At 35.6% G+C, this 24,234-nt stretch carries 23 protein-coding genes and 1 tRNA gene; 11 read left to right on the top strand and 13 right to left on the bottom strand.

Annotated features, from left to right (window positions below; genetic code table 11):
* Positions 1-178 precede the first annotated feature (178 nt).
* Complete coding sequence (locus ABWU75_RS03555) at positions 179-427, bottom strand: hypothetical protein (protein WP_264731159.1); 249 nt, start codon at positions 425-427, stop codon at positions 179-181.
* A 108-nt stretch (positions 428-535) separates the two neighbouring features.
* Between ABWU75_RS03555 and ABWU75_RS03550 the strand changes: the two genes are divergently transcribed.
* The 4 genes from ABWU75_RS03550 (at position 536) to ABWU75_RS03535 (ending at position 1,707) form a co-directional block, all read left to right on the top strand.
* Positions 536-679 (top strand): hypothetical protein, encoded by a 144-nt coding sequence (locus ABWU75_RS03550; RefSeq protein WP_353286622.1) that lies wholly within the window; start codon positions 536-538, stop codon positions 677-679.
* A 42-nt stretch (positions 680-721) separates the two neighbouring features.
* Positions 722-1,057 carry a divalent-cation tolerance protein CutA gene (cutA, locus tag ABWU75_RS03545; protein WP_264731156.1) on the top strand — a complete coding sequence of 112 codons (336 nt, stop codon included), beginning with the start codon at positions 722-724 and terminating at the stop codon, positions 1,055-1,057.
* Positions 1,048-1,122 (top strand) — tRNA-Gln (locus ABWU75_RS03540). The genes cutA and ABWU75_RS03540 overlap by 10 nt, the downstream gene beginning before the upstream one ends.
* Before the next feature lie 135 nt (positions 1,123-1,257).
* On the top strand, positions 1,258-1,707 hold the full coding sequence (locus ABWU75_RS03535) for a hypothetical protein (RefSeq protein WP_253309718.1): 450 nt from the start codon (positions 1,258-1,260) through the stop codon (positions 1,705-1,707).
* A gap of 7 nt (positions 1,708-1,714) precedes the next feature.
* On the opposite strand, the gene ABWU75_RS03530 is transcribed toward ABWU75_RS03535, so the two are convergent.
* Positions 1,715-2,002: a hypothetical protein gene (locus ABWU75_RS03530; RefSeq protein WP_264687830.1), complete on the bottom strand. Its 288-nt coding sequence runs from the start codon at positions 2,000-2,002 to the stop codon at positions 1,715-1,717.
* Positions 2,003-2,821: 819 nt separating this feature from the next.
* The gene (locus tag ABWU75_RS03525; protein WP_353286621.1) at positions 2,822-3,469 is read right to left on the bottom strand and encodes a heme exporter protein CcmB; all 648 of its coding nucleotides are present in this window, start codon (positions 3,467-3,469) and stop codon (positions 2,822-2,824) included.
* A 107-nt stretch (positions 3,470-3,576) separates the two neighbouring features.
* Between ABWU75_RS03525 and ABWU75_RS03520 the strand changes: the two genes are divergently transcribed.
* On the top strand, positions 3,577-3,969 hold the full coding sequence (locus ABWU75_RS03520; protein ID WP_253302608.1) for a TraR/DksA family transcriptional regulator: 393 nt from the start codon (positions 3,577-3,579) through the stop codon (positions 3,967-3,969).
* Between the two features lie 172 nt (positions 3,970-4,141).
* On the opposite strand, the gene ubiB is transcribed toward ABWU75_RS03520, so the two are convergent.
* Complete coding sequence (ubiB, locus tag ABWU75_RS03515; protein WP_264736205.1) at positions 4,142-5,572, bottom strand: 2-polyprenylphenol 6-hydroxylase; 1,431 nt, start codon at positions 5,570-5,572, stop codon at positions 4,142-4,144.
* Positions 5,569-6,309: a metal ABC transporter ATP-binding protein gene (locus ABWU75_RS03510; protein ID WP_064124826.1), complete on the bottom strand. Its 741-nt coding sequence runs from the start codon at positions 6,307-6,309 to the stop codon at positions 5,569-5,571. The genes ubiB and ABWU75_RS03510 overlap by 4 nt, the downstream gene beginning before the upstream one ends.
* Between ABWU75_RS03510 and ABWU75_RS03505 the strand changes: the two genes are divergently transcribed.
* Complete coding sequence (locus ABWU75_RS03505; RefSeq protein WP_353286620.1) at positions 6,301-7,182, top strand: zinc ABC transporter substrate-binding protein; 882 nt, start codon at positions 6,301-6,303, stop codon at positions 7,180-7,182. The genes ABWU75_RS03510 and ABWU75_RS03505 overlap by 9 nt on opposite strands.
* Before the next feature lie 74 nt (positions 7,183-7,256).
* On the opposite strand, the gene ABWU75_RS03500 is transcribed toward ABWU75_RS03505, so the two are convergent.
* Positions 7,257-7,532 (bottom strand): helix-turn-helix domain-containing protein, encoded by a 276-nt coding sequence (locus ABWU75_RS03500; protein WP_264687833.1) that lies wholly within the window; start codon positions 7,530-7,532, stop codon positions 7,257-7,259.
* A 25-nt stretch (positions 7,533-7,557) separates the two neighbouring features.
* Positions 7,558-7,758, bottom strand: a complete 201-nt coding sequence (gene rpmG / locus ABWU75_RS03495; RefSeq protein WP_064124823.1) for a 50S ribosomal protein L33 — start codon at positions 7,756-7,758, stop codon at positions 7,558-7,560.
* Between the two features lie 149 nt (positions 7,759-7,907).
* On the opposite strand from rpmG, the gene ABWU75_RS03490 reads away from it, so the two are divergent.
* From ABWU75_RS03490 to ABWU75_RS03470, 5 genes are all read left to right on the top strand, one after another.
* Positions 7,908-9,671, top strand: coding sequence for a ribonuclease E/G (locus tag ABWU75_RS03490; RefSeq protein WP_353286619.1), 1,764 nt, complete (start codon positions 7,908-7,910; stop codon positions 9,669-9,671).
* 87 nt (positions 9,672-9,758) lie between these two features.
* A complete protein-coding gene (gene dnaK, locus ABWU75_RS03485) occupies positions 9,759-11,681 on the top strand; it encodes a molecular chaperone DnaK (RefSeq protein ID WP_264731144.1) in 1,923 nt (640 codons plus the stop codon).
* Positions 11,682-11,769: 88 nt separating this feature from the next.
* Complete coding sequence (locus ABWU75_RS03480; RefSeq protein ID WP_253309613.1) at positions 11,770-12,054, top strand: BolA family protein; 285 nt, start codon at positions 11,770-11,772, stop codon at positions 12,052-12,054.
* Positions 12,055-12,061: 7 nt separating this feature from the next.
* Positions 12,062-13,303, top strand: a complete 1,242-nt coding sequence (gene metC / locus ABWU75_RS03475) for a cystathionine beta-lyase (RefSeq protein WP_264731140.1) — start codon at positions 12,062-12,064, stop codon at positions 13,301-13,303.
* Positions 13,278-14,717, top strand: a complete 1,440-nt coding sequence (locus ABWU75_RS03470; protein WP_353286618.1) for a Mur ligase family protein — start codon at positions 13,278-13,280, stop codon at positions 14,715-14,717. The genes metC and ABWU75_RS03470 overlap by 26 nt, the downstream gene beginning before the upstream one ends.
* Positions 14,718-14,868: 151 nt before the next feature.
* On the opposite strand, the gene ABWU75_RS03465 is transcribed toward ABWU75_RS03470, so the two are convergent.
* The 6 genes from ABWU75_RS03465 to ABWU75_RS03440 all read right to left on the bottom strand — a co-directional run bounded on the left by ABWU75_RS03465 (position 14,869) and on the right by ABWU75_RS03440 (position 24,109).
* Positions 14,869-15,612, bottom strand: coding sequence for an ankyrin repeat domain-containing protein (locus ABWU75_RS03465; protein ID WP_353286617.1), 744 nt, complete (start codon positions 15,610-15,612; stop codon positions 14,869-14,871).
* A 64-nt stretch (positions 15,613-15,676) separates the two neighbouring features.
* On the bottom strand, positions 15,677-16,402 hold the full coding sequence (locus ABWU75_RS03460) for a ComF family protein (RefSeq protein ID WP_353286616.1): 726 nt from the start codon (positions 16,400-16,402) through the stop codon (positions 15,677-15,679).
* A gap of 121 nt (positions 16,403-16,523) precedes the next feature.
* Positions 16,524-17,120 (bottom strand): hypothetical protein, encoded by a 597-nt coding sequence (locus ABWU75_RS03455; protein WP_353286615.1) that lies wholly within the window; start codon positions 17,118-17,120, stop codon positions 16,524-16,526.
* Between the two features lie 54 nt (positions 17,121-17,174).
* Entirely contained in the window at positions 17,175-19,970 is a 2,796-nt protein-coding gene (uvrA, locus tag ABWU75_RS03450) for an excinuclease ABC subunit UvrA (protein WP_353286614.1), read from the bottom strand.
* A 300-nt stretch (positions 19,971-20,270) separates the two neighbouring features.
* Entirely contained in the window at positions 20,271-20,783 is a 513-nt protein-coding gene (locus ABWU75_RS03445; protein ID WP_253309619.1) for a hypothetical protein, read from the bottom strand.
* Between the two features lie 203 nt (positions 20,784-20,986).
* Positions 20,987-24,109, bottom strand: coding sequence for an AIR synthase-related protein (locus ABWU75_RS03440; protein WP_353286613.1), 3,123 nt, complete (start codon positions 24,107-24,109; stop codon positions 20,987-20,989).
* Positions 24,110-24,234 lie beyond the last annotated feature (125 nt).

The following is a 24,234-nucleotide window of genomic DNA, read 5'->3' as shown; positions in this document are numbered from 1 at the left end:
GTTACTCATTGAGTAACATCCTTTTTTTGTTTTTAAACTATAGAAAAATCCCAGCGTTATGCGCACAACCGTATGAACATTATGATTTCTCCACTAGGGAAGGTGTCATCCCAGTGCCTTGACTACTTGGATCCAGGAATTTTATTAAGTTGGGAAGCATAAAAGTAGCCGTTTTATGTTAAAATACAACATTTTGATGATTATGAAAAGGCTGGATTCCAGCGTCAAGCGCTGGAATGACATGGTGAGGCGTCATCCTGCTGCTCCTTTCTTGCCATCCCAGTAGCCTCCTTTTTTTGTCATCCCAATACCCCCTCTTGTCATCCCAGTAGCCTCCTTTTTTTGTCATCCCAATACCCCCTCTTGTCATCCCAGCGCCCTCTCTTGTCATCCCAGTGCCCTTTTTTGTCATCCCAGTGCGTGACACTGGGATCTAGCCATTTCACGCAATCCCATCGAAAACGCTGTGTTTTAAAAAATGTTAGCCACTTTCATGTTTACCAACTTAGTGCTCAATCAAAATTCCTAGATCCCAGTGTCACGCACTGGGATGACATGGGAAGGAAGCACTGGAATGACAGAAGAGAGTGCTCGGATGACAGGGGAAGGAGGCACTGGAATGACAGAAGAGAGTGCTAGAATAACAGAAAAATCTCATCTATTTTCTCTTGATGAATAAACCTAAGTGGAGTATAGTAGAAATGCATTTACGTAGATTCTAATGAATAATTTAGTTTTGATTTATACAACTTTTTCAAGTTTGAAGGAGGCTAAAACTGTTTCTGAAGAATTGTTAAACGAGAAATTAATTGTATGTGTAAATATATTTCCCGAAGTGAATTCTCTGTATTTATGGGAAGGTAAAATTAGTAATAGTTGTGAAGTAGTAGCAATTATGAAGAGCAAAAATGATCAAATTGATAAAATTGTAGAAAAAATCGAAGCAATGCATTCTTATGATCAGCCAGCTATTGCTGTGATGTCCATAGAAAAAGCAAATAAATCTTTTACTAATTGGGCTAATAGTGTTATTGATGTAAGTAGTATTGGGGTGTAGCCAAGTGGTAAGGCAGCGGTTTTTGATACCGTCACGCGAAGGTTCGAATCCTTCCACCCCAGCCATATTGAAGTGGGTGTGAAATGATATCACTTTTCTATAAATTAAGATTATTGAATTATATATTAGGTAGTCTAAAAGATATAATTGTGAAACTGTCTCTCTTCACAATGTATCTTTACACATCCAGCATTGTGCTCATGTTTCTCAGCAATGGTTTTTGGTATGCTGTAGAATTTGGCTCTTTCAAAAATGCGTTTTACCATTTATTTCAATATTGCAAGTGGTATTATGAAAATAGGGAAGACCTCGGTTACGGAATTTCTATTCGAATATTAGTAGCATTCCTTACTCCGCATTTTCTCTATAAGTTGTTCCTTAGCACAGGCTGGAAGTCTTTTTTAAAGGAAAAGATAGTGCAGATACTCAGCACAAGAAGAAAAAAGGGTAGTGAGTTCAGTAACAGTAGTAAACCAAGTGGCAGTAGTTATAGTGATAAGAATAATTACAGCAATAACAGTGAGCATCACGCTCAAGATGCAAAGCGGAAAGTAAACATAATAAAGCAGCTATTAATCAAAGATATAGAGGCAACTATAGATAGGAGATTGAATGATATTTTTTTCGGTAAAAGGAGTAAACCTCATTAAAAAGGCTTTATCTAGTAAGGCTTTTTAAGATTGGCTGTATTTTGTTTTTTACGTATACCGGATCACAATCAGCCAATATACATGTGTGTGCAAAATCTTGACTAAAGTCCGATAACCAAGAAATCGCCTTACGTTTCTCTACCAAGCTTTCTGTTTTTTTACAGTGACTTGCTGCATCAGTCATTGCCTGCGCTATTACTGATTTCCACAGCAAATAATACCTTTGTATATCATCTGACGTACTATTTGTTTCATAGTGGTTAAAAAATTCTTTAAAATTGAAATTGTTTGACATAATGATACCTCTTTGGATTGAAATTTGAAATGATTTGAGTTTATGTCGCCACAGCAGATCCCGCTAACAAGTAGCGGGATGACGATTGTCAGGGTGTCATCCCAGTGCCTCTCTATAATGTCATCCCAGTAGCCCCTATAATGTCATCCCAGTGCGTGACACTGGGATCTCATTTCACTCTATAATAGCAGTGCTCCTTTCTTGTCATCCCAGTACTGATTAGCTATAAAATTTAAGAAATTTACCAAATAAAAAAAAGGCAAAAGAAGCCCCGTGGTTGGCTAATTACTTACATTATACTTTCAAGTATGGCGTTTTTTTATTCTAAACGCTTAATAACCGCGATTTAGCTGCTTTTTAATGCAACTAACCTTTAGTCATAAATGTTTAAGAAATTTACTAAACAGAAAAAAAGGCAAAAGAAACCCTAGGGTAGCTAATTATTCACTATCCATTTTTTAAGTTGGCGTTTTTTGATGTTTTAAATGCTTTATAAGCGTATTTCAGCTTGTATAGGTAAAAACCTAGAAATTTGATAAAGACATAGAGTGCACATAGTGCAAAAAATTAAACATGAGACGCCAAATACGTTGAGTTTTTTTGTCATTTAATCTGTACAGAGAAGATAAATAAATAGCTTCAGTTTCATAATAAGGGGCTGGCGGAGTTTGTCAAGTAAGTTTTTTCGTTTCTATGTTGTCAGCTACTTGCATGACACCATTTGTTGTAAACTCACTTTTTCTTGATTTTTTGGTTTATCTTGTCTACCTATTTTGCCACTCTGCTAAACGGATACCTACTGAATAACAGTAAGATTTTTCAATCCTGTTCCACAGCAAATTTTAGTGCCATGTGAGTAGTTATAGTGCTGTTAACAATCAAAACGACAAAAATTAACATGGTGATTAGTAGTGTATAAATATTCAAGGACAAATTTTCAAATTGAGTTAGCATTTTAAAATACACAAAGGTTGGCATTATCATTGGCAAAACAAGGATTTGCGATACTCCTGATGCTAAGTTGTTTCGACCAATCATCAATGCATTTCCAGTAGCTGAAATATTAATGATTATCAGCGTATTAAATAATAAAGACACTCCAACTGCTATTGAGTGTTCAATACTATTGCCTAGAACTGCAAAGCTGAATATGGAAGAAACCACTGAAATCGGTAGCCCAAATAATAACCAGTGAGCGAAAATTTTATAAGCAACTATAAGCCTAGAAGAGAGTGGCTGTACAAAGATTTGCTCTAATATTCCATCATGATAATCAGATGTAAACAAATTATTTGTAGAGATCTGCAAAACAAATGTAGCACATATCCATGTTAATGTTAACATAACTTCTTGTTTATTGTTGTTTTCAAGTGTAAATGAAGGTAAACTTAACATTATAATAAAAATACATACTATATAGGTAAGGTTCTTACCATCTATTACTAATTTTTTTACTAAGTCGATCATACTAGGCTTTTAAATGTTTATTATAAATTATAGTGTTTACTTTGAGGGTAGTATAATTTTTTGTTCATAAGTTATATAGGTTTTATTATTTTTTTGATAATGCAATTATGGAAAAGTTACCGAAAATAAAGTCACCAGAGGATTATACTCCTTCAGAAGATGAAGAATATATGAGCGTAAAACAACTGGAATACTTCAGCTTAAAGTTACAATCAATACTCGCTGAGTTGGAGAAACAAGAACTAGAAGATAATAGTATTGATACATACTATTCTGATGGAGATAGTGGAAATGAGGAATTAATCAAGCGCCGAAAAGATAGAAAAGAAAAGATTAAGGAGGCGTTAGAAAAAATAAAATTAGGCACTTATGGTTACTGCGATGGAACAGGAGAAGAAATAGGAGTCGAAAGACTTAAAGCTAATCCGCTTGCTATATATTGTATTGAAGAGCAAGAGAGAGTAGAAAAAGAAAAGAACGTGTACAACATTAACGATTAATTTACACATAAGTGGTGAGCTATTGGGCTTCAAGAGGAGCAAGAGGCGGATCAGGACTGAAGTATGTTATGCTATAAAGAAAGTGGAAAATTGGACATTCTCAACTCGACTCCTGCAGATTAAAAATTAAGTTGAATTAAAAATTGGGTTTGACGCAGTTTTTTCCCATAGTTTAAAAAATTAAAAATTTAACGATTAGAATTATAATTACAAACCACAGTAAAAAATAGACTTTTCCATTTGATTTATTTTTAACTTGGATGTTTTCTAATTTTTTATCAGCTATTAGGTTTAATTTTTCTATAAGGCTAAATATCCCTTGGATTGTTTTTACAGGATAAGAATTTCTAATTTTTTCCCTATACCCTATTTTACTTTCATGTTGACTGCTTATCCACGCTTCAACTACTTTCCACATATTGATTTCTGGGTAGATCTTTCTACATGTCCCTTCCAGTAAAATCATAGTTTTCTGCAGCAATAACAATTGTGTTTGAACTTTCATATCAAAATCACCAGTTATTTTTAATAGCTGAGCAAGTAAACTAGCAAATGAAATCTTCTGTATAGGCTGCCCAATAATGGGTTCACCTATTGCCCTGCAAGCTGTGACAAAATTTCTATGCTGTGATGAAACGTAACCAGCTTTAAAGTGCATTTTTGCAACGTGGTCATAATCCCGATTTAAAAAGCCTTTGAGTATCTCTATAACGTAATAGCATGTCTCACGATCTATTCTACCCATGATTCCACAATCCAGGGCAATAATATTGTTATTACTATCAACCATTAGATTTCCAGGATGCATATCAGCATGAAAAAAACAATCCCTGTATACCTGACTACAAAACGATTCTATAAGATTGATAGCTATTTGCTTACGATTATTCAGTTTTTCAACTTCGTATATTGGTGTTGCTTCTATCCATTCTAATGTTAAAACCTTTTTTGCAGTTCTATTCCAATCTATTTCAGGTACATAAAAACCTCTGTCATTTTTTGTGTTTTCCTTTAGTTCTGAAGAGTGAGCAGCTTCAAAACGTAGATCTAACTCTAATCGGCAAATTTCAGCAAAAGTTTTGACTAATTCAATTGGCCTCAGCCTTTTTGATTGTTCGCTAAATTTTTCTGCAATTTCTGCGAGCCAAGAAAGCATTTTTATATCCCTTGAGAATGTTTTCTCAATATTTGGCCTTAAAACCTTCACAGCAACTTCCTTACCCTCAGTTGTAACCGCTCTATGCACCTGAGAAATCGATGCTGCTGCAATTGGCTTTTCAGAAAAGCTTGAAAAAATGTCGCTCAATTTACAATTAAACTCACTTTCTATAGTTTTAACTGCTATTTTATGTGAAAATGATGGCAATCTATCACATATCAATAACAAGTTATTTGTTATATCCTCATTTAAAACATCAGTACGTGATGAGATAGACTGCCCAAACTTAATGAACACCGGACCTAATTTTTCAAGAGCACACTTTAGCTTATGGCCTTGTATTTTATTTATTGATTTCTTTGATGGTGGAAGTAAATAAGGTAATATATTGTAACGTGTTAGCACTGTAGTTATGTGCAGAAGACGCAAAATATTTTGAATCATTTTGCTGCGTAACTGCTAAATATTTCATTTAGGGTTCTATTTTTCATAATCTCATCAGGCTTGCCTTGGCAATAGATAGTATTATTTATACAAATTACGTAATCTGAGGATGGTAGAGCAGAGTTAAGATCATGAGAAGTCATAAGAATCGATACCAATCGTTTTTTTGCTATTTTATTTATAATATCATAAAATTTAGCCCGCGCGTTAATATCCATTGCACTGACTGGTTCATCTAGAATGATCAAGTCAGGCTCTGCAATTAAACAACGTGCAAGCAGTAGTAGTTGTGTTTGCCCTGCAGAAATTTCTAACACTTGATTCTTCAAAATGTTACCGATACCAACCAACTCTATCGCTTCTGTAATAATGGATTGATTTTTCTTTAGTCTTTTCAAGGAGCTATTTAAAAGGAAATATTCAACTGTTATTGGCATCAAATTACTAATACTAAAATTTTGCGGCATATAGCCAATTTTTATGTTGTCAGCAAATACGATACTACCGGTACAGCTTTTATTTATGCCAGCAATTGCTTTCACTAAAGAGGTTTTACCTCCACCATTTGGACCAAGTATTGTAATTACGTCTCCTCTTTCCATGAACATATTGATATTGTCAAGGATTCTTTTACCATCATATGTGAGAGCAAGATTTTCTATTTTTAGAACACGATTATTGACATTATTTAACTTTTTGGCAAAATTTAACTTCTTCTCAACGTTTATATGAGACATTTACTGCCTTTTTTTCTATTACTTTCATTTACACTATACTATAATATTGCCTTTTCATCCAATTTAAAAGTTGTAGCTACAATCAAACCTATCCACTCACTTGTAGCTTCTGTGACAGAAGGGATTTTAGAACCGGAATTGCTTGGCTATGCAACATCTGCGCATAATTATATATTAAAGCCGTCTGATGCGAGTAATTTGGAATCAAGTGATGTTATATTTTACACTGACGATAACTTAGAGACGTTTGTTCAAACTTTCGCCAAAAATAATAAAGAACTAGTGCAATTGTCAAAGGTAATCAACCTACTTCCTGCTCGGCCACATTCATTTTCTAGAAAAATTACCAATACTCAAGATGAAAAAGACCTACACATTTGGCTGAGTCCCGAAAATGCAAAGAGCATGGTACTTTTTATAAGTGCAACATTGTCTAAAATAGATAAAGAAAATTTCCATCGATACAACTCTAATGCAACAAAAGCCATAAAAAAAATAGACCAAGAAGTAAAAGAAATCGTGAAAGAACTGAATGATTTTAAAAATCAAAAATACATCGTCACTCACGATGCTTATCAATATTTTGAAAAATATTTTGGTTTAAATCACCCAAGCGCCATTCTTCCTATAGAAGAGGATTCGTACATAGGTATGAAGAGTTTAATGAAGCTAAAAAAGATAATGAAGGAAGAAAACGTTAAATGTATATTTGCTCATTCACAAGAAGATAGCATAAAGCCTAATGCTCTTTCTAATGACGCAAAAATGGTAGTTCTTGATCCTATTGGATCAGACATAGAGCCTGGAAAAGATGCATATCTAGCTATAATCAATAGCATTGCACAAAATTTCAAATCTTGTTTTGTTGAGTAACAAGTTCTTTTTAAAATGCCTCTGACTTACTGTTTTATTGTTCTGCATTTAAATCACCATTTGTCCTTTACATATTATACAGGTTTAGAATTATGCTTTATTCTTACGTTTATGTCTTGGTCCAATGCAATCAATAAGTTAAGCAAGTATTCTAAGGAAAACCCTTCGATTTTTGACCTATTGATTTGAGATACTTTAGGTTGATCAATCTTTAGAGCGCTTGCTGCTTTTTTCTGTGTTTTGTACCTCTTACTTATTAATTGTGCAATGACCTTTATTAATTTCAGTTTTGTATCTTTTACATCCCCCAACTCTACTATTATAGGATAACTTAATTGTAAATTTTGCATAATAATAAAATTCCTTATAAAAAAACTACTTTAATTTTTCTTCTTTAAATAATACGTGCCTTCTGACTACTGGGTCATACTTCCTAAACTCCAGTTTTCTGGTGAGCTTTTTTGGATTACGCTTTTTTACATAAAAATAGCCAGTTGATTTTTCTTCACCAGTTTTTGTTATCTTGATTGCAGTGCTGACTAACTTAACGAGCAAAGAAGCATTTTTTTTCGCCATACTTATAATGATATAATAAATTCTATGCGAGTTTATTACGCAAAACACTAAAAGTCAACCGAATAATGCAGATCGTAAAATTCTTGACAATCAACAGTGCATTAAGTAGCATGAAGTTAACTTCAGAATGAAAAGCAAACGGTAAATAAGTGGCAAATAGTGGCAAAAGGTTATTATTGATAGAAAATTCTGCCTGTTCTAATGAGGTAAGAGTTGCCTTATCAGTTAATAATAAGGTTGTAGAATTTGAACAAGAATTCAAGGAAAAAAAACAATTAAGAGGTAATATATACGTTGCTTATGTAAAGCGTATAGAGCCTTCTTTGCAAGCCGTATTTATTGAATATGGAAAAAACAAGCAAGGTTTTTTATCTTTTTCCGAGATATCTCTAGATTACTTCAATATTCCAGAAAAAGAAAAGGAAATTATCTTTGAGGGCTACTCAAATGACGATTGTACAGAAGAAGCTTCAGCAAATGTTTCTTCAGATTCTGCAGCTAGTAAGAATGTCAACGAGTTAGGTAGTGGTTTTGTAAGAGAGGTACCTTTATATAAAAAATACAAATTACAAGATGTTATTTCAGTAAATCAAAAAGTATTGGTCCAGCTAACTAAAGAGGAACGAGGCAATAAAGGAGCTTCATTTACAACATACATAACTTTAGTGGGTAGATACTGTGTTTTCATGCCAAATTCCATGAGTAAAGGTGGAGTGTCTCGCAGAATTGAAGATGCTAATGTCAGAAAGCAGTTAAAGGATATACTGAGTTCAATAAACTTGCCAAAAAGATCAGGTTTAATAGTAAGAACTGTTGGTTCAGGAAAAGATAAGAAAGAAATTGAGCAGGATTACAATTACTTATCCTCATTATGGCAGAGCATTCAAAAAAATGCCTTCTCTGTAAATGCTCCATCATTAATTTACAACGAAGCAGATGTAATTATGAGATCTGTTCGTGATTTTTGTAGCGATGGTATAGAAGTCATAGTATCTGGGAAGGAAGCTTTTGAAGCAGTGAGACAATATACTAAAAATGCATTAAAAGGTAGTAAGTTGCGTTACAGATTGTATAGAGGTTCTATCCCAATCTTTACTTACTATGGAATCGAAGATCAAATTTCTGAGTTATATAGCAATAGGGTAGAGTTGCCATCTGGTGGGTCTTTGGTAATAACTTTAACTGAGGCGTTTGTTTCAATAGACGTAAATTCAGGAAAGATGACAGGAGAAGATAGCATAGAAGAAACAGCTTATAGAACCAATATGGAAGCAGTACCTGAAATATCAAGACAGGTGAATCTTAGGGGCCTATCAGGATTAATAGTAGTCGATTTTATTGACATGTTGAAATATCAGTATTGCAGAGCTGTTGAGTCTGCTATAAAGCAAGCGTTTAAAGACGATAAAGCTAAAGTTCAATTTAGCTACATAAATGACTTTGGTTTAATGGTATTTTCAAGACAAAGAATTAAACCAAACATACAAGAAATTAATACTACAGAGTGTTTACACTGCAAGGGTATTGGAAGAGTAAAATCGAACGAAGTAATTGTTGCATCGATACTAAGGGATTTACAACACATTGCTCCTAGGAACCAAAATAAGTCTTTTGATTTAGTAGCGCATAGTGCAGTTATAGCGCATATTTTTAATAATAAAAGGAATACAGTTTCTACAATCGAAAAAGAGTTTAATATTACATTGAACATTAGTATTGATAACAGTTTAGATGTAAATACATTTGTTTTAAAACAAGGAGATGATGTTAATTCAAACGGTTATAAGCCATTACAGAACTCTGGATACCAAATTGAGGATAGCAGCAATGAAGAAGTTGATAATTCAAATAAACTACGAGGCAATTTTTGGCTGACTAAATGGCTTTCGCGCTTTTTAAGTTCTAATAACTAATTAGAAACCCTAAATTGGGCTTGTAATTAATAAGTCCTATACTTATATATTCTTATATCAGATAATATTTACAATGGGGTACTCATTATGGGAAGAGCAATAGGCATAGATCTCGGAACAACAAATTCTTGTGTTGCAATAATGCAGGGCAAGGATACAAAGGTAATAGAAAATAAAGAAGGGGCAAGAACTACTCCATCTATAGTTGCATTTACTTCGTCAGGAGAAAGGTTGATTGGCGCTCCTGCAAAAAGACAAGCAACCACCAATGCAAGTAATACTTTTTTTGCTACTAAGAGATTAATAGGCCGTCAATACGGTGATTCTGAAATGAAAAATCTAAACGTGCCGTATAAAGTGTTTGCAGCAAAAAATGGTGACGCATGGGTTAAAACCACTGATAATAAAGAATACTCTCCTAGTCAAATTGGTGCATTCATACTACAAAACATGAAAGAAGCAGCAGAAGCTTATCTTGGAGAGGAAGTAAAAGATGCTGTGATAACAGTGCCAGCATACTTCAACGACTCTCAACGTCAAGCAACAAAAGATGCAGGAAAAATCGCCGGATTAAATGTGCTCAGAATAGTAAATGAACCGACTGCTGCAGCGCTTGCTTATGGTCTTGATAAGAAACATGGGCACACAATAGTGGTATATGACCTTGGTGGTGGTACATTTGATGTCTCAATACTTGAAATAGGTGAAGGGGTTTTTGAAGTAAAGGCTACAAATGGTGACACTCATCTTGGAGGTGAAGACTTTGATAACGCAATAGTGAGTTATTTACTAGATGAATTCAAGAAAAGTAATGGCATTGATTTGAAAAATGATCCAATGGCTATGCAAAGAATCAAAGAAGCTGCTGAAAAAGCGAAAATTGAATTATCAAGTGCAATGGAAACGGAAATAAATCTACCGTTTATTACAGCTGATGCAAGTGGTCCAAAACACTTAAATATGAAATTAACGAGAGCAAAACTTGAAAGCTTAGTGAATGGTTTAATCGAAAGAACTATGGCTCCTTGTAAAAAAGCTCTTGAGGATGCTGGTTTGTCTGCTAGTCAAATTGGCGAAGTGGTTCTCGTTGGTGGCATGACTCGTATGCCAAAAGTCATAGAGAAAGTTAAAGAATTCTTTGGCAAAGATCCACATAGAGGAGTAAATCCTGATGAAGTTGTAGCAATTGGAGCTGCAATACAGGCGGGAATCATTCAAGGTGATGTAAGAGATGTGTTACTACTTGACGTGACTCCACTTTCTCTTGGTATTGAGACTCTAGGAGGAGTATTCACTCCACTTATTGAACGTAATACTACTATTCCTACTAAAAAATCTCAGGTGTTTTCAACTGCAGAAGATAACCAAACAGCCGTTACAATTAAGGTACATCAAGGTGAAAGAAAATTGGCGGTTGATAACAAGCTACTTGGTCAGTTTAGTTTGGAAGGGATACCTCCTGCTCCTCGTGGAGTTCCTCAGATCGAAGTAACATTTGACATAGATGCAAATGGAATAGCACACGTTTCTGCAAAAGATAAAGCTACTGGAAAAGAGCAAAAAATACGCATTCAATCTTCAGGTGGTCTATCTGATGATGAAATAAATCGCATGGTAAAAGAAGCTGAAGAAAAAGCGCAAGAAGATGAAAAGCGCAAAAAGTTTATTGAAGTGAAGAATCAAGCGGATAGTTTAGTTCATTCTACAGAAAAGTCTCTGACAGAGTATGGTGATAAAGTTTCACCAGAAGATAAATCTGCTATTGAAAATGCAGTTAACGAATTAAAAGAAGTTAGTAAATCTGATAACATTGATGACGCTGATTCAATCCAGCAGAAAGTTACTAATCTTTCTCAATTATCTATGAAACTTGGAGAAGCTATGTATAATGCCTCACAACAAAATAGTGCTGGAAATGGCTTTTCATCAGAAGGGAATCCAAATGATAAAGAAGAAAAAGTAGTAGATTCTGATTATCAAGACATAGATAATAAGGAAGAGAATAAATAAGGGTGTATTGTTATATCACTTTTCCTGTCATCCCAGTGTCAGCTACTTGGATGACAAGAGGAGCATGTTGTTGCTTAAAGAAACCATTATGGATATTATTAAAACAATAGAAGAAAAGATACGCGATTCGATAGATGTAATTGATATCAACATTGTCGATGAATCAGCAAAGCATGCTGATCATTATTTTGCTTCATCTTCAACATTACCTTCGCACATTAAATTAATATTAATATCTGACGGCTTTATTGGAATGAGCATTCTAAAAAGACATAAGTTGATTTATGAGTTATTGAAGGGTGAGATAGAGCTAATACATGCAATTTCTCTTCACTTGTATACGCAAAACGAGTACAATTTAAAAAATAAATAATAAAAATGTGAAGGAAGAGTCTATATTAGTTAAAGCAGGAAGAAAATTTAATGACTATAAAGGTTCTATGAACCCGCCAGTTTATCATTCTTCTACCATATTATTTCCTACTTACAAGGACTACTTAAATGCAGCAAATGGAGAAAGTATATACGATGTAATCAACGATGGTGTTGCAAGGGATTATAGCTACAGTAATGTTGGTACTCCTACTGTCCATTATCTTTCAAATGCACTGGCTGAAATTGAAGGGAGTGGACAAGCGCTTATTTATCCTTCCGGACTATTTGCACTTACTTTTGCTATTTTGACTTTCACTAAAGCAGGCTCGCACGTTTTAATTCAAGATAATAGTTATTATAGGCTTAGGAGGTTTGCAGAAAATGAGCTACCAAAAAGAGGAACAGAAGTAACTTTTTATGATCCAACGCAGGATATAACTGATTTAATTCAGAGTAATACTTCATTGATAATGATCGAGACTCCTGGTTCTATAATGTTTGAGATTTCGAATATAGAGCATATAGTAAAAGTTGCTAAAGAACATGGAATCGTAACCGTTTGCGACAATTCATGGGCCACTCCTTTGTTATTTAAGCCGCTTGATTATGGAATTGATGTTGCACTATATTCAGTGACAAAGTATCTAGCCGGTCACTCAGATTTAGTTATGGGAGCTATTATTGCTGAAGGTGAAATTTTTAAATTGCTTTATGAGAGCTATAAAAATTATGGAGTAACCATTCAATCGCACGACTGCTACCTTGCACACAGGGGACTAAGAACACTGCACACACGTATGAAAAGGCACCAAAATACAGCAATGGAAGTGGCAAAGTGGCTAGAAGCACAGCAAAAAGTTAGAAAGGTTTTATATCCAGCACTTCCCTCCCATCCTCAACACGAATTGTGGAAAAGTTATTTCAAAGGAGCAAGCGGCACATTCAGTATAGTACTAGATAGAGAATATTCATGTGAAGAACTAAGCTGCATGGTTGATCATATGAAAATTTTTAGTATTGGTGCTTCTTGGGGAGGGTGCGACAGTTTGATATTACCAGTAGATCGTAGATCTATGTCAAGATCTGTAATGAATTCAGATTGTGGTGGAAGTTTCGTGCGAATATTTTGTGGACTGGAAGATCCTGAAGATTTAATCTTTGACCTTAATGACGCACTAAAAAGGTTACCATGTTTAGACTTTCAAAACGATGAAGTAGGACATGAAACTGAGAGAATTACTGCATGATATTGTTGATGTTAACTTTGACGTTGAAATCAAGGGCGTTACATGTAATCCCAAGAGAGTCAAGGAAGGTTATCTTTTCGTTTGTGTGTCAGAAAGGGATAGGATTTACATAGATCAGATATTATCTTGTGGAGCTAAAGCGATAATTGCAAGTGATTGCATAACAAATGGTGTCATTCCAGTGCGTGACGCTGGAATTCATATTTTCCACCCAAATCCTCTTTTCCACCCAAATCCTCAAGAAATATACAGCGAAATAGTCAGCAGGTTTTATCAATTCAAACAGCCCAAATATGTTGCTGCTGTAACGGGTACGAATGGTAAAACTTCAGTAGTAGAATTTTGCCGCCAGATCTGGCAAAACTCTGGCTATAATGCTGCGTCTATTGGAACACTTGGAACATGTATCAATAATGGTAGAAAAGGTAATAGCAACAGTCTTACCACTCCAGATGCAGATGACCTTTACGCAACATTGCGTGGTATAAATGTAGAACACTTAGTGTTAGAAGCATCAAGTCATGGGATTGATCAATATAGAATCCATGGATTAAAGTTGAGTGCTGCAGCTTTTACTAATTTCTCGCAAGATCATTTAGATTACCATAAAAATCTTGGTGAATATTTAGAAACTAAAAAAAGGTTATTTTACGAGGTATTACCAGAAGGAAAAACAGCGATTTTAAATGCGGATATAGATGAATACTACGCGTTGCTTAAGATAGCTGAAAAACGCAGCAACAAAATTATCACCTATGGAAAAACAGGCTCTGATATTACTTTATTGGAGCAAACACCAACCCCTAATGGTCAACACCTTACAATAAAAATTGGTGGTGAAATTTATGATACGGTTTTTCCGGTTCTGGGGCAATTTCAAGCATATAATCTGTTGTGTGCAATGGGTATAGTTACCTCGTCTGGACTGAATTACAGAGAAATATGCGTAGAAAAACTCGTTTCTCCATCAGGAAGAATGGAAAAAGTGAAACCTTTTGCATTTGTGGATTACGCTCATACTCCAAGTGCGCTTAAACAAGCCCTATTGTCTTTAAAATGGCACTTCAATAAAAAAATAATTCTAGTTTTTGGTTGTGGTGGCAATCGTGATCAAACAAAACGCGCAGAAATGGGTAAAGTAGCACAAATATATGCAGACAAAGTGATAATCACGGATGACAATCCGCGTGATGAGAATCCTGCAGAAATTCGTCGTGGTATTTTACTACATTGCCCTAATGCGCTAGAGATAGAAGATAGAAGAGAAGCTATAGAGAAAGGAGTAGATATTGCCTATAACGAGGGTATGATTCTGCTAGTTGCAGGAAAGGGGCACGAAAGATTTCAAATCATAGGGAATCAAACCTTTGAGTTTAGTGATGTTGAGGTTATTAAAAGTAAAGTTTTATCTTGACCTATATACTCTGACCAATTTCCTGTACAGAGCTCTCTGTTTCTTCCATTTTAGTGTTAGGTTTTGACATTACGTACGCAATGCAAACAGATACTAATGCAATGGATACAGATATACCAATAGTTACTAGTATAGGTAATTCAACAATGTATCAAATACCCGCCACTATCAATGCAGTTGCAATACCACCTACAGCAATCATTTTTGCTTGCCTTTTTTTCTTACATTCCATTTCTCTCTTATGTTTTTCTTCTTCTGCTTTCTTTAAAGCAGCAGCCTCTTCCTGATGTTTTTTTTCCTCTGCCTCCTTTGCAGCATTTTCCTTATGCTTCTCTTCTTCTGCTTTCTCCAAGACAGCAATCACCTCTTTGTCTGTAGCAAACATACTGGGAATGGAATTATTATTATCTAGTGCTAAAGGACTAGCTCCTTTATTTAACAGGCACCTCACTGCATTTATATGATTATTAGTAGCAGCAAAATGCAGCGGTGTTGAGCCAAGTTTAGAACATGAGTGAATATATGCTCCTTGCTCCAGTAGTAATTCTATTATTTCCGTATTACCGCTGCTAGCGGCACAATGCAGAGCAGTGTGTCCACCACCATCGCATGTACTAACCTCTGCACCTTTCTCCAGTAGACGTCTTACTGTTTTTACTAAGCCTTTATGAGCAGCAATGTTTAATGCAGTAGTATAATGCCTAGAAGCATGGGTAATCTCTCGCCGTATTTCAAATAAATGATCTATGTGAAAATCAAGTCTTTTCCACTGATTGTATGTATCTTGGTTACATGCGAGCAGCTTTTGCTTAATTTCTTCAATTATGTCACTTTCTTTTGATTCTTGCTCTATTTCTTGGAATATAGCATCAATTTCTTGCTCTTTTATACTCATACGCTCCCCAACAACTATTTACTATAAATTATTTTATAGATAAAACAAAAACAAGTCAAGATTTTTACGTAATAGTTTCACAATCATTCACCGTTCTTGCAAGCGATAGCACTCTCACTTCTTTTGCACCGGAGTTTAAAATTTCCTGAGAGCAAGATCTTACAGCTGCTCCGGTTGTTACCACATCATCAACTAATATCACGATTTTATTTTCGATAATTTTCTTGTTGGTTATGCTAAAAGCCTTTTTCAAATTTTTTTCACGCTGTTTAAGTGAAAGACCAGCTTGAGGCGCAGTATGGCGAAGACGTTTTATTGCAAATGGCGTATAGGATAAATTGGACAACTTACTCAACTCTTTTGCAAGCAATGCTGCTTGATTATATTTACGTTTAAACAAGCGCATTTTATGTAACGGTATAGGAATTATGACCTCTGCGTTCTGAAACGTATCCTGATTAGCTTGGTGTATCCACTTTGCATAGATTTTTACGTAATTCAAATTATCAAAAAATTTGAAATTTATAATCATGTTTTTACTATGTTGATCATAAGCAAAAACTGATCTTAATACTTTAAACGGTGGAGGATTGATGATGCACTTACCACACGTATGAATATTGTCTGAGATTACTACGCCACAAACATTGCAGTAATGCTTAGTTAGAAAATTGATTTTTTTGTTGCATTCACTACACAGATTAAGATTTTCATCAATGATATATTCGCAACTTACGCATACGTTCGGAAATATAAGATTTGTAGCTTTTTTTAGTAAGAGAAGGTTCACAATTCATTAAATATATTATAAAATTTATATAGTATAGCTAAAGTAACTTGTGCTTACACTCTTTCACTTTTTATTTCATCTCAATGTAATTCAAACTGAGCCACTGCTGAAAAAGCAGAACTTATAACTTATTAGATAAAAGCTGATGTTTTTCTGGCTCCTGTATTTCACTTAACTTACTTTGCACTTTGTTGCAAGCCCACACAAGTGGCGTTATCATTGACGCGGCAGCCCAAATGATAGCAGCGCAAGAATAACTTACAATCTTGTTAAATACTTCAGCTACTGCACTAGCACAATCTTGCCCAGCACTTAAAAATGCATTTGAATGATCAACTAATGATTTTGTACTTGCTTTTAAACAATAGTCCCCTGTTATTTTTGACAATAACTTGGCTGGAAAGTATGACAAATATGCCACCATCAAAAATAAAGGTTGCAATATTATGCTAGCTGCTAGAAAAGCACCCCTTTCACAAAGTGGAAACACTTCCTCTGCTCTGTAACCTACATACTCACAATTTTTTATATATTGATCATTATAACCGTTCTTACTCTCAACTCCACAAATTACATCTTTTACAGGTCCTAATATATTATCAACGTAATGTACGGACTTATAGAAACTATTTTCTGGAACTAGTGTGCAATCTTCTGCTCTCTTAGCAGGTACAACTCCATATTCAACGTACCTTCTAAAGTGTCGATATACTGACATTCTTATCTCCAAATCATAAATATGCAACCTAGCCTAATATAATTAAGAAATAGTTTATAATAAATACGTTTTAAGATACCTGCCTGTAACACTTTCTGGAATTTTTGCCACTTCTTCTGGAGTTCCTGTAGCAATCACTTCTCCGCCTTTTATTCCGCCCTCTGGTCCGATGTCTATTATATAATCTGCAGTTTTTATAACGTGCAAATTGTGCTCGATAACTATAACAGTGTTTCCCAGATCGACTAATCTATGGAGTATTTTTAGTAAGTTATTTATATCTTCAAAGTGTAATCCAGTTGTTGGCTCATCAAGAATATACAATGTTCTTCCGGTAAATCGTTTTGATAGCTCTTTGGACAGCTTTATTCGTTGTGCTTCACCCCCAGACAACGTTGTTGACGACTGTCCGAGTTTTATATAGCCAAGCCCCACTTCCTGCAAAGAAACCAACTTTTCTTTTACCATTGGAAGGTTTTCAAAAAAATCACAAGCCTGATCTATCGTCATATCAAGCACATCAGAGATTGATTTTCCTTTATAAGTAACTTCCAATGTTTCACGATTATACCTTCGCCCTTTACACTGCTCACACTTCACATAAACGTCCGGTAGAAAATGCATCTCTATCTTTAAGTGCCCATCACCTTTACAAGCCTCACACCTTCCCCCTCTGGTATTAAATGAAAACCGGCCTATATTATATCCCCTTGCTTTTGACTCCGAAAGACCTGCAAACCAATTTCTTATATGAGTAAACATACCGACATATGTTGCTGGATTTGACGCAGGAGTTCTACCAATTGGCGACTGATCAACTTCTATAACTTTATCTATATATTCAAGGCCTTCTATTCTATCACACCGACCATACCGTGCAGACGAATGATATATCTTATGTGCTGAATATTTATATAACGTTTCTATGACTAAACTTGATTTTCCCCCTCCTGATATTCCAGTAACACAAATAAGATTCCCTATAGGAAATTTAACGTTCACATTTTTTAAGTTATTTTCACATGCATTTATTACTTTTATGAACTGAGTTGCTTGCTTTCTTCTCCTTGGAATTAAAATTTTTTTCTCTCCACTCAAATATTGCCCTGTTATGCTCCCTGAATTTCTTTGCACCTGGTCTGGTGTTCCTTCTGCAATAACTTTTCCACCATTTACGCCAGCTCCAGGACCAATATCAATCGCATAATCAGCAGCCATTATTGTATCTTCATCATGCTCAACAACGATTACAGTGTTACCCATGTCTCTCAAGTCTTTCAGTGTAGCAATTAACCGATCATTATCGCATTGATGAAGGCCTATCGAGGGTTCATCAAGCACATACAGCACTCCTGTTAAACCAGAGCCAATTTGCGAAGCAAGTCTGATCCTCTGACTCTCACCGCCAGAGAGAGTGCTAGATTCTCGATCGAGCGTTAGGTAATTCAACCCTACATTCTTTAGAAATGCTAGCCTCTTGATTATTTCATTTAATATTTTACTTGAGATTTGCTTCTGTTGTTCTGTGAGCTTGTCTGGCAAATTTTCAAACCACTTAAGGGATTTATCGATGCTGAGCCCTGATATTTCACCTATATGTCTGCTATCAATTTTCACTGTGAGTGCTTCTTTTCTCAATCTATGGCCAGTACATTCCTTACAATGAATAACAGAGCAGTATCGCTCAACAAGCGTTTCATCATAATCCATCTGGTTCTCCAAGATACTGATCAAACCTTGAAATTTATTAGAGCCAAAGAGTATCATATCTTTTACTTCTTGATCTATGTTCTTCCACGGAACATCAAGGCTAAATTTACAATTTTCAGCCAGTGATAGAATTGCACTTTTTAGAAATCCATAACTTGTGTGCACTTGACGGAACATTGGTCCTACTGGCTTTAAAGCACCCTCAGATATTGAAAGAGTTTCATCTGGCACTATCAGCTTTACATCAACAGCCAGCTTTTTACCAAGCCCATTACACGAACCACATGCACCGTAAGGGCTGTTAAAAGAAAATAATCTTGGTTCTATTTCCTCAAGAGTGAAACCAGACTCGGGGCATGCAAAATTCTCTGAAAAAGTCAGAATTTGACCATTTTTATACTCGGAATTATGGTTGTCAGGTAGGTTTACTACTTCTACATACATTAGACCATTACCAAGTTTTAGTGCGGATTCTATACTACTTGGCAGTCGATTTCCTATATCGCCCAATATTGATATTCTATCTGCAACCACAAAAATGTCGTGTTTCTTGTTCTTATCGAGTTTAGGCAAGTCATCTACATTATACACTTCACCATCTATTTTGAACCTTACGTAACCTTGTCTTTTAATTTCCAATATCTCTTTGAGATGTTCTCCCTTTCTACCACGCACAACAGGGGCAAGTATATATATTTTAGTTTCTAAAGGTAACGCAATTATAGTATCTACAATTTGAGATACAGTTTGCTTTGTTATCGGTAATCCAGTTGCAGGTGAATAAGGAACCCCTATTCGTGCATATACTAAGCGCAAGTAATCGTAAATTTCGGTAACAGTTCCAGCTGTTGACCTTGGATTTTTTGAGATCGATTTCTGGTTGATAGATATTGCAGGGGAAAGACCTGTAATCGACTCAACATCTGGTTTATCCTGAATGTTGAGAAATTGACGCGCGTAAGCTGATAGGCTTTCAACGTATCGGCGTTGGCCTTCTGCATAAATCGTATCAAATGCGAGACTAGATTTACCAGAACCACTTAGCCCAGTTATAACAACTAGCTTATTTTTCGGTATATTGACATCTATACCTTGCAGATTATGTTCCCTTGCACCCTTAACTCTTATAAAATCGTCCATATTATACTATATAACGTATTTTAACCATTATAGCCTTAAAATACATGAATTTACAGTGATATGTTGATTTTCTATTGATTTTTTCAACTGTTACGGAAAATTAGGCAGCGTTTGGTAAATCGTCATTCCGCTACTTGTTAGCGGAATCTATGCTGAGATACCGGGCGGTATGACGTAGGGCTGTACAACTTGTGTTAGAGTCTTAGGGCAAATCTACTACCTATAAATTCTAAACTGTTGTTACGTATTAGGACCACCAACCCAGGACCCAAAGTCAGTTTAGCTATATCAGAAAACAGGTTATGTGGAAATCTTAAAATACTTCTTGTTCGCCAAGCAAAATAAATACATTCCTACAAACAAGCAGATGCTTAATACTGACGCATAAGAAAACTTAAAAATTAAATCTCTAATATATATTGCTAAGCATTTACCTGCAGAAAATTTGTATAGTAATCCAACACATACAACGGCACTATCAATTACTGATGCCATAATTAAAGTAATGAAATTTGCCATATGAAAATTCAACTTGGACTTCAATTTTTCAAAAACAATTATGCTCGAGAGAAGAGATACTAAAATTGCAGCATATGAAGTCAATATCATCAAACTAAAACTTTGCCATTTTAAAATACAGCATAGCGCTGTACACACTATTAAGCTATACGTAGCTTTTTCTTTGCCATAAAATTCAACCATTGAATTTACAACTAAAGCAGCTCCTATAAATAAAGCAGCACATATCATCAATTTATTTGAAGCGTTGAGTAAAGAAAGACTGATAAATAAGAGTGTCAGTAAAATAGACATAACTACCTACCCAAATTTAATGACATACATTTATTTTAAGTAAATATTGCACATAGTGAAAGAGTTATTTAACCTAATGGAAAAAAAACATTTTAAACTGACATGCTATAGCTACCCAAGAAAGGTTTTCCTACGTCATACCGCCGCGGCCGCTAACAAGCAGCGGGATGACGAGTTTGTCGTTTATCAAATCGTCTGTAAACCTAAGTTACTTTAGCTATATAATAACTATTTCCCAAATCTTTCAGATTTACTTTTAAAACATCCTTTATGTTTAGCACCTTTTTCTCTGTTACTTCACCAATATATGAATAAACTACGCCTTTAAACAATTCTTCAAACCTCTGCTGATTTTGTGGTGCAATAGTAACCAAAATTCTACTTTGCGATTCAGAAAACATTATTATCTTGTTTATTATGTCTGTATTTTGTGTTTTTCCTATTGGTACTAGTGAAAGATCGATTTCAGCACCAAGGTCTCCTGCAATTAGCGATTTTGCCAGAGCAATAATTAAGCCGCCTAAGTTTGGTGCAATTGCAGAGGCAATTATGCCATCTTTTATTGCCTGGTTGTAACGCTCATACAACTTCCTAGCGCTCTTTGCATCAACTTTTGGCACGTTGTTATTATCTATTCCACTATATAACTGATATTCAGATCTACCAAGCTCATCGTGGGTTGTACCAAGCACATATATCAAGTCCCCTGGCATTTTCACATCAAGCGATACCGCATTTTCAATATTTTCTATAACTCCAATTGCTGAAATGAGTAATGAAGGTGGTGCAGATATCATCACTTTCTCGCCATTTTCGTCATATCCCTTGAAGTCATTGAACATACTGTCTTTTCCGGATATGAATGGCGTTTTAAATGCAGTTGCAAAGTCGTAACAAGCCTCTGCAGCTCTCTTTAGCTGCCATAGCCTTTCTGGATTATAAGCATCGCACCAGCAAAAATTGTCGAGCAACGCTAGATGATTTATATTTCCTCCTGCAGCTACGTAGTTGCGTATTGCAGTGTCAATCGCACATGCTGCCATGTGATAAGTGTCAATTTCTCCATAACTTGAGCCAAATCCCTGCGATTTTACAACACCTTTGTTTGAAGAAAGGACTGGCCTCGAGACAACAGCTTCACTGCACACTCTTCCCTTGCCTTGCAGTGGTTTCAGTATTGACGATCCTTGAACCTCATGGTCATATTGCACCACTATAAACTCTTTGCTGCGTATGTTTGGTCTGCTCAGCATTTTTTTTAATGCAAAGGTGTCATTCCAGTGCTTGACACTGGAATCCATTTCACATTCAATTCCACCGTTGGATGGGTTTTTGCATAAAATGTTTGCAGGCTCAGCCTGCTGGATCCCAGTGTCAAGCACTGGGATGACAGGGAAGAGTGTTGGGATGACAGGAGAGGGTTCCGGAATGACAGCAGGCTCCTTAGACCATGGCTTTGTCTGTAAATGCACTTTGGGATTACCGTCATACAGAAATTCAGTTTCGATGTCCATTATTACTTTCCCTTCAGGACATTTAACAACAGCTTTACCACTTTCGTTAAACTCTCCAATCACACAAACCTCCACATCATGTTTTTTCATGATTTGCTTAAACATAGGAAGATTTTCTTCTGGCACTGCTAAGGTCATTCTCTCTTGTGATTCTGATATCCATATTTCCCACGGAGCCATACCATCGTTTTTAAGGAGAACCTTGCTCAAATCAACTTCAAATCCGTCTTTTCCCATTTCACCAATGGACGATGATAGACCGCCTGCTCCATTATCCGTTATTGCATTATAAAGACCAAGCTCTCTTGCTTCTATGACGGCATTGGATAGTTTTTTTTGTGTTATGGGGTCGCCAATTTGCACAATCGTTGAAGGGCTGTTTCCCGACAAAGCCTCTGAAGAAAACGTTGCACCGTGAATTCCATCTCTTCCAACTCTTCCACCAATAATTACGATTTTATCGCCGTTTTTAGGCCCTTTGATGTGTGAAGGTACATTATTTATACTGCGCGGAATAGTTCCAACACTTCCAACAAAGACCAGCGGCTTTCCACAAAATCTATCGTCAAAATATACTGATCCAAGTTGTGTTGGAATACCGCAGCAGTTGCCAGCAACATTAACGCCATGAATCACTTCTTTCATTATATATTTTGGCGGTAAAATCTCATCAGTACGCTCCTTGTCCCTATAAAATTTGCCTTTTGCTTCTTTGGCAAAGCAAAAGTAATAGGTATTCATTATAGGCTCCGCGCCTTTCCCGAAACCCACTATATCACGATTAACTCCAAGCACTCCGGTCATTGCTCCACCAAATGGATCAAGAGCTGAAGGGCTATTGTGAGTTTCAACTTTATCTACAATCAAGTAATCGTCATCAAAAATTATTCCTCCTGCGTTGTCGGAGAAAACTGACACGCATATGTCAGAATTTATCTCACGTGTTGCACGCTTAATATAATGAGCATATAGACCGTCTTTTATTTCATCAATAGGGGAGCAAAAAATATTGTGTTTACAATGTTCAGACCAAGTCTGTGCCAGAGACTCAAGTTCAATATCATATGGATTTCTACCGAGTTTTTTAAAGTAATCCTTTATAGCTTTCATTGCTGCCAGCGAGAGCCCTAAAGTGCCATTACCATCGATTCCATCTCTGCTGATTTTTTCAAGCTCTTGGTCACTCACATTGAGGTCAACAGACTTAGTACTATCCTCTGTCATCCCAACCCTACCTTCTGTCATTCCAGTGCTTGACACTGGAATCCAGTTTGCATTATACAATTGCTTGAAATTTTCTGGATCCCAGTGTCGGGGCACTGGGATAACACCAGGTGTTGTATTCGATTTACCATAATATTTCCAGCTATAGTTCTTACAGATAAGTGTGCAATATTCAGTGATAGGGTTGAATTCTTGCTTTATATCATCTTCGATTGGCATGCTTCCTTTACCCAAAATCAGCTTTGAACTTCTTGCTTTGATATGAACGCCTTCATCAATGTGGCCCTTGCTAATTAAATACTCTCTAACAATTTGTTTCGCTGTGTTGCCCACATTGTCAGTCATGCCAGGTAAAAAGCTTATTTCCAAGCCCCACTTTGCTTGTGGTTCTATGAAGTCATATTGAAGGTTTTCATTGTAGGAATAATAACGGCAGTCTTGTATGACTTTATTATAAAATAGCCCACAAACTTCTTCATATAATTTTGGTGGTAGTTCTTTGCACATGCAAATCGAATAAACATTAACTACTCTTTTGCGGCCAACTTGCTCACATTTATTTAAAACTTCTATTCTGATGTTTGTCATGTAATATTATAAAAGATTTTAATATATAATAACATAAGAAACTGTGAGCACATTTATATTTTTAGTGATTTTCAACTTGAGATTTGTATGTTTGACTTTACTTACTAAAGTTATGTATAATAAAT

The sequence above is a fragment of the Wolbachia endosymbiont (group A) of Anthophora plumipes genome (genome assembly GCF_964028115.1).
In the GTDB taxonomy this organism is placed as follows: domain Bacteria; phylum Pseudomonadota; class Alphaproteobacteria; order Rickettsiales; family Anaplasmataceae; genus Wolbachia.
This window is presented reverse-complemented; position numbering and strand designations above follow the sequence as displayed.

Excerpts from the sequence above, each read along its gene's own strand:
- ABWU75_RS03500 (WP_264687833.1), bottom strand. The coding sequence starts at position 7,532 with ATGCAAAATTTACAATTAAGTTATCCTATAATAGTAGAGTTGGGGGAT.
- ABWU75_RS03480 (WP_253309613.1), top strand. The coding sequence starts at position 11,770 with ATGGATATTATTAAAACAATAGAAGAAAAGATACGCGATTCGATAGAT.
- dnaK (WP_264731144.1), top strand. The coding sequence starts at position 9,759 with ATGGGAAGAGCAATAGGCATAGATCTCGGAACAACAAATTCTTGTGTT.
- rpmG (WP_064124823.1), bottom strand. The coding sequence starts at position 7,758 with ATGGCGAAAAAAAATGCTTCTTTGCTCGTTAAGTTAGTCAGCACTGCA.
- ABWU75_RS03440 (WP_353286613.1), bottom strand. The coding sequence starts at position 24,109 with ATGACAAACATCAGAATAGAAGTTTTAAATAAATGTGAGCAAGTTGGC.
- cutA (WP_264731156.1), top strand. The coding sequence starts at position 722 with ATGAATAATTTAGTTTTGATTTATACAACTTTTTCAAGTTTGAAGGAG.
- uvrA (WP_353286614.1), bottom strand. The coding sequence starts at position 19,970 with ATGGACGATTTTATAAGAGTTAAGGGTGCAAGGGAACATAATCTGCAA.
- ABWU75_RS03505 (WP_353286620.1), top strand. The coding sequence starts at position 6,301 with ATGAGACATTTACTGCCTTTTTTTCTATTACTTTCATTTACACTATAC.
- ABWU75_RS03465 (WP_353286617.1), bottom strand. The coding sequence starts at position 15,612 with ATGAGTATAAAAGAGCAAGAAATTGATGCTATATTCCAAGAAATAGAG.
- ABWU75_RS03470 (WP_353286618.1), top strand. The coding sequence starts at position 13,278 with ATGAAACTGAGAGAATTACTGCATGATATTGTTGATGTTAACTTTGAC.
- ubiB (WP_264736205.1), bottom strand. The coding sequence starts at position 5,572 with ATGATTCAAAATATTTTGCGTCTTCTGCACATAACTACAGTGCTAACA.
- ABWU75_RS03520 (WP_253302608.1), top strand. The coding sequence starts at position 3,577 with ATGGAAAAGTTACCGAAAATAAAGTCACCAGAGGATTATACTCCTTCA.
- ABWU75_RS03510 (WP_064124826.1), bottom strand. The coding sequence starts at position 6,309 with ATGTCTCATATAAACGTTGAGAAGAAGTTAAATTTTGCCAAAAAGTTA.
- ABWU75_RS03445 (WP_253309619.1), bottom strand. The coding sequence starts at position 20,783 with ATGTCTATTTTACTGACACTCTTATTTATCAGTCTTTCTTTACTCAAC.
- ABWU75_RS03530 (WP_264687830.1), bottom strand. The coding sequence starts at position 2,002 with ATGTCAAACAATTTCAATTTTAAAGAATTTTTTAACCACTATGAAACA.
- ABWU75_RS03455 (WP_353286615.1), bottom strand. The coding sequence starts at position 17,120 with ATGTCAGTATATCGACACTTTAGAAGGTACGTTGAATATGGAGTTGTA.
- ABWU75_RS03535 (WP_253309718.1), top strand. The coding sequence starts at position 1,258 with ATGTTTCTCAGCAATGGTTTTTGGTATGCTGTAGAATTTGGCTCTTTC.
- ABWU75_RS03525 (WP_353286621.1), bottom strand. The coding sequence starts at position 3,469 with ATGATCGACTTAGTAAAAAAATTAGTAATAGATGGTAAGAACCTTACC.